Source organism: Actinoplanes sp. NPDC048796, assembly GCF_040650035.1.
In the GTDB taxonomy this organism is placed as follows: domain Bacteria; phylum Actinomycetota; class Actinomycetes; order Mycobacteriales; family Micromonosporaceae; genus Actinoplanes.
Window position 1 is genome coordinate 361,447 of record NZ_JBEZGO010000002.1, and the last position, 15,414, is coordinate 376,860.

Here is a 15,414-nt window from a genome sequence, read left to right on the forward strand (position 1 = left end):
ACGCGCGCACCCCCAGCACCCGGCCCGCCAACTCACCGTCGGCCGGACCCGCGCCGCCGGTGGAGCGGGTCGTCAGCAGATCGCGCGGATCAGGCGGGCCAGGGCATCCTCGTCGGCGGGATCGGCGGGATCGCTGGGCTCGTACTCGGTGATTCCCAGGCCGGCGAGCGGGAAGCGGTCGGTCAAGGCCCGAACCGCCGTGGCCAGCTGGCGCGGGGTGACGCCGTCCGGGGCCGGGCGGCCGACCGATGAGAAGGTGGACGGGTCGAGCACGTCCAGGTCGATGTGGACGTAGACGGCCCGCGCTCCGGCGGCCGCGACCACCGCGGGCAGGTCGTCGAGGGCCGCCATCGCCACGGAGTTGTCGGAAATGTACTCCCTTTCCGATGGGTCCAGGGCTCGCACTCCGGCCAGCACCACCTGCGACGGCCGCAGGGTCCGCCGGGGTTTCAGGTCGGCCGGGCCCTCGCCGAGCAGAGTGCGCAGCACCATCCCGTGGAACGCGCCCGACGTCGACGACTCGGGCGTGTTGAGGTCGCCGTGGGCGTCGAACCACACCACCACGAGCCCGTCGCCGTGCCTTTCCAGCGCCGCCTCGATCGGCGCCAGCTCGACCCCGCAGTCGCCACCCGCCGTGATCATTGGCGGGTCGGTGACCGCGGCCCGGATCGCCGCCAGGTTGTCCGCCAGGGAGCCGGCCACCGGCACCCGGACCCGCCGGTGGCCCGGGATCATCCGGGCCAGCGCGGCCGCCCCCTCGGCCAGCCGGGCCGCGGTCGGCGAGCCGGAGCCCTGCCACTGTCCCACTTCGAGGACCGTGCGGCGCGGCGGCGGCACGATGCCGAGCTCGTCGGCACGCTGCCACACCGGGCTCATCGCCGCCTCCGGTTCGCGGGCGTAGATGCTGCCCCGGATACGCACGAAGACGCAGTTGCCGACCCGCTCCAGCACCGCTTGCCGGCGCATGTCGCTCTCCCACTGTTCCGGCCCGTGGTAGGCGTCCCCGTCGCACTCGATCGCCAGGCGGCGGCCGTCCGGGGCGTTCAGCACGAAGTCGATGCGGTAGGCCCCGATCCGGAACTGCGGGATGGGCCGGAACCCGCGCGCCAGCAGCCGCTTGAGCACGTCGCGTTCGAAGTCGCTCTCGCAGCGTCCGGCCAGGTCGGCCGCTTCCTCGGCCGGTGTCAGATTGAGCGCGTACGACAGGAGCAGCCCCCGCGCGTCGTCGGCGAGCAGCGACCCCGGCCGTACCGAATGGAAGATCCACAACTGGTCGCGGGCCCGGGACGCGGCGACGTTGATCCGGCGGTGGTACTCCCGCTTGGTGAAGGCCGCGATCCGCGGGTCGTTGTCGGAGACCACCATGGACACCAGCACCACGTCGCGTTCGTCGCCCTGGAACGTGTACGCGTCGCCGACCCGCAATCGCCGCGCCTGGATCTCGTCCTCGCCGATCTCCGCGCGCAGCCGGCTCAGCAGGTAGGTCGCCTGGCCACTCGTGCTCAGCAGTGAGATCACGCCGAGCGTGCGTCCCGCGTACGCCGGGTCCCGCACGATCGCCGCCACCTGGTCGACCAGCGCCCCTGCCTCGGACATGTTGACGTCGCCGAAGCCGGACAGCGGCTGCCGTACCCCGTCGGGCAGGAAGACCGTGCGGATCGGGGCCAGCGACGGGCGGTCCGCCCGCAGCGGCATGATCTTGCCGTCGTAGTAGTGGCGGGACGAGAACTCGATGATCTGCGGTACGCAGCGGAAGTGCTCGGTGAGCAGGATCCGCTCCGGCGAGCGCCGCACCGCGTGGTCGTAGAGCGACGACTCCGGGTCGAAATGCTCGGCCGACGGCACGTCGCCGAGATGGCTGTGGATCAGGCCGCCGACCGTGCCCACGAAGCCCAGTTGCGGCCCGATCTGCTGGTCGTCGCCGACCACGACGGCCCGCTCGGCCAGCGACAGCACCGGCAGCGCGAACAGGTCGGCCTGCGACGCCTCGTCGACGATCACCACGTCGAACCGGGCGCCGCCGGCGAACTGCTCGATGGCGCGGTCGACCGACATGACCCAGACCGGCACGGCGTCGACCGCCTGCTCCATGGCCCGCTGCGCGTGCGCCTGCCAGGCCGCCGCCGTACGCCCGGTCCCCTTGCCGATCTTGCGGAGGGCGGTCGTCCAGTCGGCCAGGGCCGCCCGCCGCCGGTCGTCCAGGCTGCGCGACACCTCGAGCCAGGCCGACGCCACCACCAGCTCGGCCGTCCGCCGCCGGATCTTCTCGCGGGCGCTCTCCACCCGCTTGGCCAGCACGGCCGGGTCGACGCTGCCGATCACCTCGTCGAACCAGGTCTGCGCCCGCCGCCACTGCCAGGCGTCCAGGCAGGCCTGGCCGGAGACCGCCGGCACCCGGCCGGCCTCGATGGACGCCGCCCACAGGGGCGCCGCCGGCCGGAGCCGGTCGCGCAACACGGCGTACGTCTCGGCCTCGGGCCGCAACGCCGCCAACCGGCGCACCTCGGCCAGCTCCGCGTCCCAGCCCTCCAGCGTCACCCACGCCTCGGCGAGCGGTTTCCACGGCGTGACCCGCTCGGCGATCTCCCGGCGTCGCCGGTCGAGCGCGTCCATCTCGGCCACCGCGCCCGCCGCGTCGAGCAGTTCCGCGACCTCGGCCAGCCGCGCCGAATCGAGTTCGAGCTCCCGCTGGGGCACGAGCCGGCCCAGGCGCTCGGCCAGCACCGGCCAGTGGCGCACGTCCCAGTCCAGCGACTGCCCGGCCTCGGCCAGCAGCGATCCCGCCCAGATCTCCGGGTCGCCGGCCGGGGCCGGGATCGCCAGCCGGCCGATCCACTCCGTCCACAGGCCACCGAGCCGCTGCCGGGCCCGCTGCCGCCGGACCCACGCGACCGCCACGTCGACGTCCTCGACGGTGCGCAGGGGCTCGCCGTCGACCCGGACCTCGTCGGCCAGCCGGTAGAGCCCGGCCTGGAGCAGCCGGCTCAGGCCTCGGCCGCCCGCGAACCGCTGCCGGATCTCGTCGAGCTGGGCCAGCAGCCTTTTCGGCTCGGCCGCCCACGGTCCGGGCACGGTCACCGGGTGGCCGGCCAGCGTGCGGGTGAGCGTGGCCAGCTCGGCGAGCAGCGCCTCGGTCGCGCCGACGTGATCGGCCCAGACCGTGCGCCAGTGCGGGTCGTTGAGCAGGCGCCCCAGCCGGTCGGTCCAGGAGCCCTCACGGCGGCGCAGCCACGTCAGCGCGTTGTGCAGGCCGGAGCGTACGGCGGCGAGGTCCTCACCCCGTACGGACTGAAGGTCGAGACCGGCCGACGCCAAGCGCGACACGCGCTCGGCGAGCGAGTCCCGCGACGCCCGCGCCGAGGCCGCCTCGGCGGCCTCGGGAAGGTCACTCACCACGGGCAGAGGCCGCAACGCCGCCCGCCGATCCGCGGGCGAGACACGCGCGGCCGTTTCCAGCAGCGCCTGGAACTCGGCGCCGTCCAGCGGCGGCGGCTCGCCGACCGGATCGGGGATGCCGCTGCGGGTGGCGGCCCGTTCCCGCAGCCAGGCGCCCACCTCGACCGGGGTGAGCGGGGCGCCGTCGATCGGGTACGTGACGGCCTCGTTCTCGGCGATCGCCCGCAGGCCGCCGAGGGCCGTGGCCAGCTCACGCTCGGCCTCCTCGAGCAGCCTGGTCAGCCGCTCGACCCGGCGCGCCTCGGCGTCGCGGTCCAGGGTGGCAGCCCGGTCGGCCAGCTCACGGGCGGCCAGCTGGAGCTGGACGAGCTGATCGGTGGTGCGCCCGAGCACGGCCAGGCAGAGCGCCCGAATCTCCTCGGGAAGGCCGTCCCGGAGCACCCGCAGCGGGTCCTCCTTCTGCGCCACGACGAGCACCCGCTTGCCGTTGGCCATCAGGTGGCAGATCAGGTTGCGGATGGTGTGGGTCTTGCCCGTGCCGGGCGGGCCCTGGACGGCGACGTTGCGATGCTGGGCCAGGCGGCGGGCGATCGACTCCTGCGCCTCGTTGGTGGGCAACGGCATGAGCAGGCGCTCGCCGACCCGGTGCCAGCTGTCCGGCTGGTCGTCGGGCATCCGCAGCTTGCTCGGCTCATGGGCCACGATGGCGGCCAGCGCCCCCACACTCGCGGTGTCGCCGGCCAGCAACCGGTTGCGCAGGTTTTCCAGGAAGCCGCGCAGGAGCCGCTGCTTGGGGCGCGCGAACAGGACCCCGACGTCGCTGACATGCGGCTGGTCGGTCTCCTCGGAGGTGATCAGGCGGTCGTAGCCGAGGCGGCCCAGCGCCCGTTCGAACAGCTCGCGCCGCTCCAGGTCGTTCCAGAGATCGACCTCGAGCGTGCCGGCCGGCCCGGCCAGGCCGAGGAGCTGGCCCAGGTAGCGCTCGTCGAGGCCGGCCAGGGCGTCGGTCTGCAGGCGGGCGGGCCCGGCGGGCGACACGGTGACCAGGGAGCGGTCGGGCTCGTACTCGATCAGCACCGGCGTGGCGACCAGCGGGTAGCGGACCCGCTCGCCGTTGACGACGGTCTCGAGCAGGCCGTGCCCCCAGACCAGCTCGGTGGTGGCCGCTGTCATGTCGATCTGGTGCATCAGGTCGAACAGCCGCCGGTGCAGCGCGCGGGTCTTCTCGGCCTCGGCCGTCGCCTCCGCCCAGGGCCGCCAGACCTGGTCACGCCAGGTCTCGAAGTCGTCGCCGGCCTCCTGGACGGGGGTCGGCTCCTCGCCGGCCGTGACGTCGCCACGGAGACGCCGGCGCAGGGCCGCCGGCACCGCGACGGGCGGCGGCAGCGGCGGCAGGCCGACGCGCAACCACGACGTGTCGTCCCCGGCCGGGCCGGCCTGGCAGGCCGGATGATCGGGCAGGGCGTCGAGACGGAACGCGTCGGCGGGCACCACCCGCGCGGGCCGATCCATCTGGGCGCGGACGGCGAGCAGATAGTCGGCGACCGCGACGGCCCTGTCCCGGATCGTCGTGGGCGACTCGAGCTGCTCGGACATCCTCCGAAGTCTAGGACGCCCGGGCCCGCGCGCCCCCTGAGCGCGCCCACAACCGCTACTGTGACCACCGCTGATCTTGGAGTGGAGCGTGGCACCGTGAATGACCCTCATGACAACCCCTCTCCGGAAGACCCCTCTACTAACAAGACGCCTTCGGACGAGCCGTCCGCTTACAACGGGCCGCAGATTCCCCGGCATCCCGTGCCGCCGGGCTACGGGCCCCTCCCGGGCCAGCAGCCGCCGCCGGCCTATAACCCGCCGCCCGCCTACAACCCGCCGCCGGCCTGGACCAAGGGCGCCCGGGCCGCCTACCACGCCGGCCCGTACGACCCGCTCGTCAGCGGCGACTACAGCGGCTGGTGGCAGCGCGGCATCGCCCTGGTGCGCACGCTGTGGAAGCCGATGGCGCTGGTGCAGCTCACGCTCAACGGCCCGCTGCTGGTCCTGGGCGGCCTCGCCGCCGTACCGGTCACCTTCAACGGGCTCTCCGACGACGGGTGGATCGACGACCCGGCCGTCGTCCTGCCCGTCGCCATCCCGATCGTGCTGATCGCGGTCCTGGCCAGCCTGGTCGTCCAGCTGGCCACGGTGGAGATCGCCCTGCAGCACGTGACCGGCCGCCCGGTCTCCGTGGGCGCCGCCCTGCTGACCGGCCTGCGCCGGCTGCTCGCGTTCATCGGGTGGGGCATCCCGGCCGGGCTTCTCATCGCGCTCGGCGCGATCGCCTGCCTGCTCCCCGGCCTGTACGTCGCGGCCGCGATGATCACGCTGCCGGTGCTCGTGCTGGTGGAACGCGGCGGCATCATCGGCCGCGCCTTCAACCTCTTCCACGCCGACTTCGGCGCCTCGGCGGGCCGGGTCGCCACCATCTTCGCCGTGCAGTTCGCGCTCGGCGGGGCCGAGGGCGTCGTCGGCATCGTCGCCGGGCTCGATCCGACCGGGGTGACCAGCATCGCGGTGTCGGTCCTGTTCGCGATCGCCAGTGGCGTCTTCCTCGCGCCGTTCCTGCTCACCACGTACGCCGACCAGCGCGCCCGCCTCGAGCCGTTCACGACGGCCCAGCTCGTGTCCTAGGCCTCTTCAGGGTCGCGGCCGACAGCGGACCGGCCGCCGTCCACCGGGATGATCGCGCCGCTGATGAAGGCGGCCTGATCGGAGAGGAGGAACGCCACCGCGTCGGCGACCTCCTCGGGGCGGCCCATCCGGCCGAGCGGCCGCAGCAGGCGGATCTCGCCGTCGAACGCCTCCCGCCCCTGATCGGACAGACCGGCCAGATAGGACGCCGACCTCTCGGTGGCTATCGATCCCAGGGCCAGGGCGTTCACCCGTACGCCGGAAGGACCGTAATCGACCGCGAGCGCACGCGTCAGTCCCTCGACGGCGGCCTTGGCCGTCGCGTACGCGAAAGCGCCCCGCACCGGGCGTTGTCCCTGATGGGACGAGATGTTGACGATGGCGCCACCGTCGCCGCGGGCCAGGAAGGCGCGCAGCGCGGCCGCGCAGCCGGTCAGCACCGGATCGACGTTACGGGCGATCAGCGCGCTCATCTCGGCCGCCGGCGTCTCGTGCAGCCAGGCGCCGGCGAAGATCGGCACGATCCCGGTGTCGCCGGTGGCCCAGCTCAGCGCCCCCGCTTCGAACTCGGACCGCGACGGTTGCTACGGCCGATGCCGGCGTCCACCTAGCTCATGGCCCCTTCACATAGAGAGAGCGCCCGATGGGCGCTCTCTCCGACGACTCAGGGGAACTGCATGCGACGTGGGCGGGGGATGACGGGGGGAGGAAGGGGCAGGTCGTCGAGGTGGCTCCAGTTGAGCGAGCCGTTGTCGGTCGACTTGACCTCGCCGAGGCAGGCCCGGAGCAGACCCAGGTTGGGCGCGCCCGCGTACCCCGCGATGATCACCTCGGGTTTCGGCTCGATGGTCGCGATCGCCGCGCAGATCTTGGCGACCTCGCGCTCGTCGACCGCGTCGAGCGGCAGCGGCGGCTCGGCCTGGGAGCGCCGCCACGGCGGGCCGAACCGGCGGAGAAGCTCGCGGGCCAACCGGCCGAAGGACCGGCCGACCGCCGCGTCGCGCATCGAGTCGCGGGCCGACTGCCCGTAGCACCACGGCACCACCACGTGCCCGTTGAGAACCACCAGCTGGTACACCGATTTCGGTACGCTGATGATCTCGGCGCCGGGAAGCGTGCCCAGGAAGAGCACCAATTCCTCGTACGGGAGCGGCCACCGCGGATTGGCGAGCACTCGTTCCGTAGTCTGCGTCATGGCGGGGTGCGCGTGAACCTCGCGATCGATCGCGGTGCTCAATGCCTCCGGCACCCGGGTCCACAGCTCGCCGGCAACCTTGTCGCCGAACTGTTCGACCACCCACTCGCTCGGACCGACCAGAACGTCTGGGCGCATTCGTTACCACCACCGTCCGTGTCGCTGGCGTTACTGCTGGCTAGAAGAGTTCCACTTCCGGTGATCGACTGGAAGGGTTCCCTTTGCTTGATCCCAGAAACGCCCGTGAATGAAATCGGGAGCGACGATCAAAAGGTTGCTACGGCGACGGAGCAGCAGGTCGGGACCTTGCGAAACATGCAACTTGCACGGCGAACCGCACGTGCAAGTTGCATGTCGGCTTCGCAATTCGACCAAGTGCGACCAGTGAATCACCCGGATATTTCAAAGCCGTGACCAGCGGGCAAACTTCCACCCACCTGCGATGCCAGATCAGCACCGGCATTTTGTGAACGCTCCCAATTCATCTTTCTCGATCATCTGCCCACCGGACCCGCCCGACAGCCAGGGCACTAGACGATCCCCGACCGCCGCGCTGTCAGATTTTTGTCAGTGCCAGCTTCGTGGAAGCGTCCGAAACCTAAGACACTTGCCCGGTGACATCGCACCCCGCCCTGAGCCCGGCCGCCGAGGCCGCCCTCGTCATCGACGCCGTGCTGCGTGACCTGCGTGAGGGCGATCATCGTGGCGTCGTGGTCGACTCGCCGCCCGGCGCCGGCAAATCCACCCTCGTGGTGCGGGCGGCCGGCGAGCTGGCCGCGTCCGGCGAACCCCTGATGATCGTGGCCCAGACCAACGAACAAGTCGACGACCTCATCGCCCGGCTCGGCGCCCGGTCGCCCGAGGTCGAGGTCGGCCGGCTCTCCGCCGTCGACTACGAGCCGAGCGAGCGGGTCCGCGACCATCCCCGCTGCCGCGTCGGGGCCAAGGTCGCCGAGCTCGGCACCCCGGCCGTCACCATCGGCACGGCCGCGAAATGGGCGACCGTCACCGAGGGCTCCTGGCCCTGGGCCATCGTCGACGAGGCCTACCAGATGCGGTCCGACGCCCTGCTGCGCGTCGCCCCCCGCTTCGTCCGCGCCCTGTTCGTCGGCGATCCCGGACAGCTCGACCCGTTCTCCACAGTGGAAACCGACCGATGGACCGGCCTGTCCTGGGACCCGATGCTGAGCGCCGTCAACGTGCTCCTGCGCCACAACCCCGACCTGCCGGTCCACCGCCTGCCGGTCTCCTGGCGCCTGCCCTACACGGCCGCGCCGGTCGTGGCCGAGGCCTTCTACCCGTTCACCGGCTTCCGCTCCGGCACCGGTCCCGGCGAGCGCCGGCTGAGCTTCACCTCGCCGCCGGGCGACCCGCTCGACGAGGTGCTCGACCGGGCCGCCGAGACCGGCTGGGGCCTGCACGAGCTGCCCGCCCGCTTCACCGTCCGTACCGACGCCGAGGCCGCCTCCGCCTGCGCCACGCTCGCCGTCCGGGCCCTGGCCCGGCAGGCCGTCGCCTCCTCCGAGTCGGGCACGGCCCCCCTGACCGCCGACCGGATCGCCATCGGCGCCGCCCACCGCGACCAGGTCGCGGTCATCCGGTCACTGCTGCCGCCCGAGGCCGCCGGCATCACGGTCGACACGGCCAACCGGCTCCAGGGCCGGGAGTACGACCTGACCGTCGTCCTGCACCCGCTCTCCGGCCGGCAGGACGCGACCGCGTTCCACCTGGAGTCGGGCCGGTTGTGCGTGCTGACCTCACGTCACCGGCACGCCTGCGTCGTGGTGGCCCGCGAGGGGATCGCCGAACTGCTCGACGCGCATCCGTCGACCGAGCCGGTGCACCTCAACGTGCCTGTCAAGTTCCCCGACGGCTGGGAGGCGAATCAGGCTATTCTCGCCTATTTGCATCGAGCAGTGTCACTTAGCCGACAAAGGTAGTTACCTTAAGTGAATGGCGGTATTCACGACGGCGGGGTCCACGCGGGACGGTGTCTACCGGCCCATCCTGCGCCCGCGCCGAGGCGAGCTGGCGGCGCTCACCCACTTGACGGCCGACGACGCGGCCCGGGTCATGCCGATTCTCGAACTCGACGACAGCCCCGGCATCGTGGCGCTGCTCCGTGAGCTGCCCCCGCGTACCGGCGTGGTCGCGATCGACTCGAGTGACATGCCCTCGCTCGATCTCGCCGAGGCGCTGGCCGGCCTCGGCGTGGCCATGCTGCCGGTACTGCGGGCCCACGAGAGCCGCCGCCGGCTGATCGCCCACGGCCTGGCCGCCCGGATGCACCTGGGCCGGGCCGTCCTCAGGCTCCAGCCGCACGTCGACGCGGCCAACCCGGCCCAGGCCGACGAGGTCACCGGCCGTGTTCTGCGCTTCGCGGGCCTGGCGGCCGAGGAGGTCGACCTGCTCATCGACCTGGCCGAGACGGCCTGCGTGTCCCACGCCGACAAGGTCGAGGAGCAGTGCCGCCGGGTGCTGCGGTGGGCGCGCTCGATGCCGTGGCGCTCGGTCAGCGTCGCCTCCGGCGCGATGCCCGCCAACCTGGACGATCTGCCCACCGACCGCCCGGTCACGGTGGGCCGCCTCGACGCCCGCGTGTGGCAACGCCTGGCCGAACCCGGCGTGGGCTACTCCGATTACGGCGTCACCTCCCCCGTTCGCCGCCGGGGCGTCCAGCGCCATCGCCAGCTCCCGACCCTGCGCTACACCGACGACCGGGACTGGTGGATCTACCGCTGGTCCCGCCGCGGCGGCCGCAGCGACGACCGCTGCCACGATCTCTGCCGCACGCTCGTCGCCTCCCCGCACTGGCCCACCCTCGGCGCCCGTTTCTCCTGGGGCGACGCCGAACTGGCCCGCCGAGCCCGCACGGCCCGCGGTGGTGGCAGCTCGGCCAGCTGGATGTCCTGGAGCACAAGCCATCACATTGCCCACGTACTTCAAAACCTTCATTAGGTACGGAACAGCGAACAGCACCGCCGCCACCAGCCGGCTGACGTCGTGGTCACCCTCCCTGCCGCCGCTGCCGGGCTGTCCTGCAACGAAAGCTCCAACCCTATGCTCGTCCCGTGGACGCTCTCATCCTCCGCTGGTACGAGCGCCGCGCCGGCTCCGCCGACGTGGTCGACCGGTGGCTGCGCGCCGCCCGCGCGCACCTGCCCGCCGCCGTGCCCCGCCGCTTCGGCGAGAGCGAGCCCCTGCGCGGCCGGCTCGACCGCGACGGCGAGGACGCCCTGCGCCAGGCGTACGCGACGGCCGACCCCCTGCTGTTCCTGGCCGGCGCCCCGCCCGTCTATCACGCCACGCTCGCCACCGCCGGCCGCGGCCCGGTCCTGGCGCACACCATGACCGCCGCCCTCGATCCGGAGGACCCGCGGGTGCGCGGGTTCTCCCTGGCCATGACCCACCCCGACACGATCTACGTGTCAGCGTCGACGGCCACCATGGAACTCGACGGTGACACCCTTTACGGCCAGGACGGACGCCGGGCCGAGCCCTATCTGGCGCCGCTCGGTGACTGGCTCGGCCTGCCGCCGGATCCGCCCCTCTGGTGCTGGTTCGGCCCCGCCTACGCCCGCCGGCTCCGCCGCCACCTCGAGGGCGAGCACATCGCCGGAGGGCTGCTCCACACGCCCCGGCCGGGCGGCAGCTGGGTGCCCGGCCAATGGCAAGCGAAGCTCACCGAGATCGACCCGGTCCGCCGCCACGCACCCCGCATGCCGCGCGGCCTGCGGCGCTCCGTGCTGCGCCAGGCGTTCGGCGGCCTCCGGTCCTGACGGGGCCGATTTTGTCGTACGCTTGTTCTAATGTTGCTGACAGCCGCGTTGGCCTACGCCCGGCACGGGATACCCGTCCTGCCGGTGCACACGGCTGGCCCGGACGGCTGTTCCTGCGACAGGGGGATCCGATGCGAGCGACCCGGCAAACACCCTCACCTGCGTCACGGCCTGACCGAGGCGACGACCGACCCACGCCTGATCGACCTCTGGTGGCATCGCTGGCCCGAGGCGAACGTGGGCTTGCGCACCGGAGTCGTGATGGATGTGGCCGACGTCGACTCCGAGCAGGGCTGGCACGGCTTGTGTCATGTGCTCGGCGGCTCCTTGCCCGCGGGCCCGCTGGTCCGCACGGGCAGCGGCGGCTGGCATTTCTGGTTCCACCCGACCGGCTTCGGCAACCGGGTGCACCTGCTGCCCGGCCTCGACTGGCGCGGCTCCGGCGGCTATGTGGTGGCCCCACCCTCCCGGCATGTGAGCGGCGGCGACTACCGCTGGGTGCACCGCCCGGGCCACGACCTGCCGAGCGGCCCGCCGGCCCTGCGCGAGCTCATCGAGGGTCCGTCTCCGCCGGACCGTCCGCCCCGCGGCCCGATCGCCCACCCCGGCCGCTACGCGCGGGCCGCGCTGACCGCCGAGACCGACCGGGTGGCGCGGGCCCCGATCGGCGCGCGCAACGACACCCTCAACCGCGCTGCCTTCGCCCTGGGCCGCTTCGTCGGCGCCGGGCTGCTCGACGCGGCCGAGGTGACCCGCGAGCTCGAAACGGCCGCCCGCTTCGCCGGGCTGGGCCGCGCCGAGACCCGCGCCACGATCCGTTCGGGCATGACCGCCGGCCGGCGCAGTCCGTTCGCCCCCGACCCGGGCCGCCGCGTGGCGTGATCGCCGCATAACCCCAAAGATGGGGTGATGACCGACGTGACTACAGCCGGGGTCCCGGCATGACCGACCGACGCCCGCTCAAGCCCTACGACGTCGAGATCTCGTTGCCGGTGGGGCGCGACCAGGCCTGGGAGGCCGTGACCCGGCCCGAGGTGCTGCGCCAGTGGTTCGGATGGGACTACGACGGCCTCGACGCGGAGATCCGCCAGATCTTCATCGACGAGGCCACCCTGTGGGCCCCGGAGCGGATGGGCTGGGCCGACGGCTCCTCTTTGGAGGTCGACGGCACCGATGACCAGTCCCGCGTCCGCGTGTCCCGAGAGGGCACCGGCCCGGCCGGCGAGGAGGTGTACGACGCGATCGAGGAGGGCTGGCGCGCGTTCCTGACCCAGCTCGCTTTCCTGCTGCGCGAACGCCCGACCGGCCGCCGCCGCACCATCTACTTGACCGGCGAGACCACAGGCCACCAGGCCCTGACCCTGTCACCCGGCGACTGGCAGCACTTCGGCCCCCGAGTCGCCTCCACCATCGACCCCGACGGCCACCTGGTCGTGGTGGCCGGCCACCTGCCCTTGCACGCCCCGTCCGCAGCCCGCTTCGAGGTGACCATCTCCACCTTCGGCCTCGACGACCCCACTTTCGAATCCACCCGCGAAACCTGGGCCAAGCGCTGGGCCCCCTTAGCCGCCGACGCCAACCTGACCACCGCCGAAAACCCAGCCCCAACCCCCTGACACCCACCCCACAAAGCCCACCCACCGCCGACCTCACCACCGCCAGATCGACCCACCGCCGGCCGCCCACCACCACCACCACCACCACCGGCCGCGCTCCACCTCGGGGCCGCGAGCCACCACGGGCCGGGATCCACCACGGGGGCCGCGATCCACCACGGAGGACCGGGATCCACCACGGACCGGGATCCACCACGGCGCCGCGATCCACCACCGAGCCGGGACCCACCACGGTGCCGCGATCCACCACCGAGCCGGGACCCACCACGGCGCCGCGATCCACCACGGGGGGGCTGCGATCCACCACGCGGGGCCGCGATGACCGCCGGCCGCGATCACCGCCGGGCCGGCCCTGCGCAGGCGCGGAGGCTGCACCGAGTCCGCCGCGCCCAGCCCGCGCAACGCCCGACGCCCAGCCCGCGCAATGCCCGATACCCAGCCCGCGCAATGCCCGATGCCCAGCCCGCGCAACGCCCGGCGCCCAGCCCGCCTGGCCCGCACCAACGCGGGCTCTGGGTTGGGCAGGCGCCGGCGCGAGCTGGGCGGCGGCGCCGGCCCGGAAGGGCGAAACTCGGCGGCGATCACGGGCAAGAACACGATGAAGCCGGCGCCATCGGAGCCGGGGCAATTCCGGCCGTCCACTGTGTTCCTCGGGTGCGGGCTACCGGCGTACTCCTAAAGAAGCCTGGCCAATAGGAGAGCGATGTCGTCGTCTCGACGATGGACGGTTTTGATGATTTTTGTGCAGATTTCCTCGAGGGATCGAGTAGGCGCGCCGTGCAGGACTGCGCGGAGGCGTTCTATGCCCTCGTCGATGAGATGGGCGGGATCCTCGACCAGGCCGTCGGTGTAGAGGAGCAGGGTGGAACCGGCCGGTACCCGGCGGTGATGGGTGGCGCGCGGGTCGCGAGGGAGCAGGCCCAGCAGCGGCTCCGGTGTCTCCCACCAGATCTCCACCTCGCCGTCGGGGCGCAGCAGCAGCGGTGGGGGATGGCCGGCGTTGGCGAACGTGATCAGATAGTCGTCGCCCTCGCGGCGCAGGCGGGCCAGGACGGCGGTGGCGGCGGCGGGTACGCGCAGGCCGTGCAGGGCCCGGTCGAGCTGGGCGAGCAGCGGGCCCGGGGCGTCGTCGCGGCCGTACGCGTCGCCGCGTACCAGGTTGCGGACCTGGCCCATGGTGGCGGCGGCCTCGATGTCGTGGCCGGAGACGTCGCCGACGGCGAGCATCAGGCTGCCGTCGGGCTGGGCGAAGGCGTCGTACCAGTCACCGCCGACCTCGGCTCCGGCCTGGGCGGGTAGATAGCGGCCGTGCAGCTCGACACCGTCCACGGTGGGCAGATCGGGCAGCATGCTTTGCTGAAGGACCTCGGCGACGTGCCGTTGGTGACCGTAGAGCCGGCTGTTGTCGACGGCCATGCCGGCCCGGCGGCCCACCTCGGCCGCGGTCTGCTCGGCGGCGCCGGTGAACGGGGCTGTGCCGTTGGCCAGCAGGACGAGACCGAGCAGGCGTTTGGTCACGGGTGCGGTGATCGGCACGACCAGCACGGAAGAGCTGCCCAGCTCGGCGGCGACCCCCGCGAGCTCCGGAGCCTGGCGGCGCAGCAGATCGCCGCCGGTGTCGTCGCGCCGGATCGGCCGGCCGGTGCGCTGGACGGACCGGAGCAGAGGCTTGAGATCGGCGCGGCGGGCCTGGGCGGTCAGCGTCGAGGCCAATTCGCCGTACGCCGGGTCGCGATGAGCCGCGGACATGTGCCGGATCGCGCCGGACGGGTCGGCCAGCGCGATGAAACACCAGTCGGCCAGGCGCCCGGCGACGAGGTGGCCGAGCTTGGTCAGCGCGGCGTCGATGTCCATGGTCTCGGCGAGCGCGTCGGTCAGCTCCCCGAGCAGAATGAGCTGGTCGTGCGCCGACTCGGCATGCCGTCGCGCCTCGTCGGCGATCTCCCGCGCGATGCGCAGGCGCAGCTCCGACGAGCAGACCTCACCCAGCTCAACCAGGAGCGCGATCTCGCTGGGCGTCCACTTCCGCGCCTCCCGGTCCATCACCGCCAGCGTGCCGAGCACCAGCCCGTCCGAGTCGGTGAGCGGCACCCCCGCGTAGGCAACAGCTCCCAGATCTCGAATGGACAGATTGTCCCGCATGCGGGGATCATCCCGTACGTCCGGAACGATGAGCGGTTCTCCCGCCGCCACCACATGCCGGCTGAACGAATGCTCAAGCCCCATCTCCCGCGCCCCCGCAAACGGCGCGGGCAGCCCCACCTGCCCCGGAAGATACTGCCGATCCCCGGTAACCACCGTCACCACAGCAACCGGCGCGTCGACAAGCCGCTCGACGATAGCCGCAATCCGGTCAAATGCCGGATCGGCCCCCGAGCCAAGCCCCAGCCGCGACACCGCTCGCAGCCGCGCGGGCGCACCGATCACTTCGTTCGGCGCACCCGCGGCCAAATCTTCGCGCAGCACCATTCGCTCCCGAACAATGACCGCCGCTCGCTAGCAGGTCGGACCTGCCAGGCTACCGGGGCTACGCCCACATCAACGACCCTCGCCCCCCTCCTGCCACATCCCGCGCCATCCCCCATCCCACCCACCGCCACCCAGCCCACCCTCACACCCGTCGCCATCGCCTGACGCCCTTCACACCTCGCACCCTTACGCTCGGCGCCCTCACGCTCGGCGCCCTCACGCCCACCCCTTCACGCCCGGACCCTTCACGCCCGACCCCCTTCTCACCGGCGCCTTGGCAGCAGTGCCC

At 72.7% G+C, this 15,414-nt stretch carries 10 protein-coding genes; 6 read left to right on the forward strand and 4 right to left on the reverse strand.

All coding sequences use genetic code 11. The features are described 5' to 3' along the window. Nucleotides 1-72: 72 nt before the first annotated feature. On the reverse strand, nt 73-4,992 hold the full coding sequence (locus AB0C26_RS09930; RefSeq protein WP_360244585.1) for an arginase family protein: 4,920 nt from the start codon (nt 4,990-4,992) through the stop codon (nt 73-75). Nucleotides 4,993-5,088: 96 nt separating this feature from the next. Here AB0C26_RS09930 and AB0C26_RS09935 point away from each other — a divergent pair, with 96 nt between their 5' ends. Continuing rightward, complete coding sequence (locus AB0C26_RS09935) at nt 5,089-6,066, forward strand: hypothetical protein (RefSeq protein ID WP_360244588.1); 978 nt, start codon at nt 5,089-5,091, stop codon at nt 6,064-6,066. On the opposite strand, the gene AB0C26_RS09940 is transcribed toward AB0C26_RS09935, so the two are convergent. Both AB0C26_RS09940 and AB0C26_RS09945 read right to left on the reverse strand, forming a co-directional pair. Further along, nucleotides 6,063-6,587: an SDR family oxidoreductase gene (locus AB0C26_RS09940; protein WP_360244591.1), complete on the reverse strand. Its 525-nt coding sequence runs from the start codon at nt 6,585-6,587 to the stop codon at nt 6,063-6,065. The genes AB0C26_RS09935 and AB0C26_RS09940 overlap by 4 nt on opposite strands. A 143-nt stretch (nt 6,588-6,730) precedes the next feature. After that, the gene (locus AB0C26_RS09945) at nt 6,731-7,399 is read right to left on the reverse strand and encodes a hypothetical protein (RefSeq protein WP_360244594.1); all 669 of its coding nucleotides are present in this window, start codon (nt 7,397-7,399) and stop codon (nt 6,731-6,733) included. Between the two features lie 476 nt (nt 7,400-7,875). Between AB0C26_RS09945 and AB0C26_RS09950 the strand changes: the two genes are divergently transcribed. From AB0C26_RS09950 to AB0C26_RS09970, 5 genes are all read left to right on the forward strand, one after another. After that, on the forward strand, nt 7,876-9,201 hold the full coding sequence (locus AB0C26_RS09950; RefSeq protein ID WP_360244597.1) for an AAA family ATPase: 1,326 nt from the start codon (nt 7,876-7,878) through the stop codon (nt 9,199-9,201). A gap of 13 nt (nt 9,202-9,214) precedes the next feature. Continuing rightward, the gene (locus tag AB0C26_RS09955; protein WP_360244600.1) at nt 9,215-10,219 is read left to right on the forward strand and encodes a beta family protein; all 1,005 of its coding nucleotides are present in this window, start codon (nt 9,215-9,217) and stop codon (nt 10,217-10,219) included. Nucleotides 10,220-10,332: 113 nt separating this feature from the next. Further along, on the forward strand, nt 10,333-11,040 hold the full coding sequence (locus AB0C26_RS09960) for a hypothetical protein (RefSeq protein WP_360244603.1): 708 nt from the start codon (nt 10,333-10,335) through the stop codon (nt 11,038-11,040). A gap of 30 nt (nt 11,041-11,070) precedes the next feature. Then, a complete protein-coding gene (locus AB0C26_RS09965; RefSeq protein ID WP_360244606.1) occupies nt 11,071-11,922 on the forward strand; it encodes a bifunctional DNA primase/polymerase in 852 nt (283 codons plus the stop codon). A 59-nt stretch (nt 11,923-11,981) separates the two neighbouring features. Next, a complete protein-coding gene (locus AB0C26_RS09970) occupies nt 11,982-12,656 on the forward strand; it encodes an activator of HSP90 ATPase (protein ID WP_360244609.1) in 675 nt (224 codons plus the stop codon). Between the two features lie 675 nt (nt 12,657-13,331). On the opposite strand, the gene AB0C26_RS09975 is transcribed toward AB0C26_RS09970, so the two are convergent. Beyond that, nucleotides 13,332-15,125, reverse strand: a complete 1,794-nt coding sequence (locus AB0C26_RS09975; RefSeq protein ID WP_360244612.1) for a SpoIIE family protein phosphatase — start codon at nt 15,123-15,125, stop codon at nt 13,332-13,334. Between the last annotated feature and the right edge of the window lie 289 nt (nt 15,126-15,414).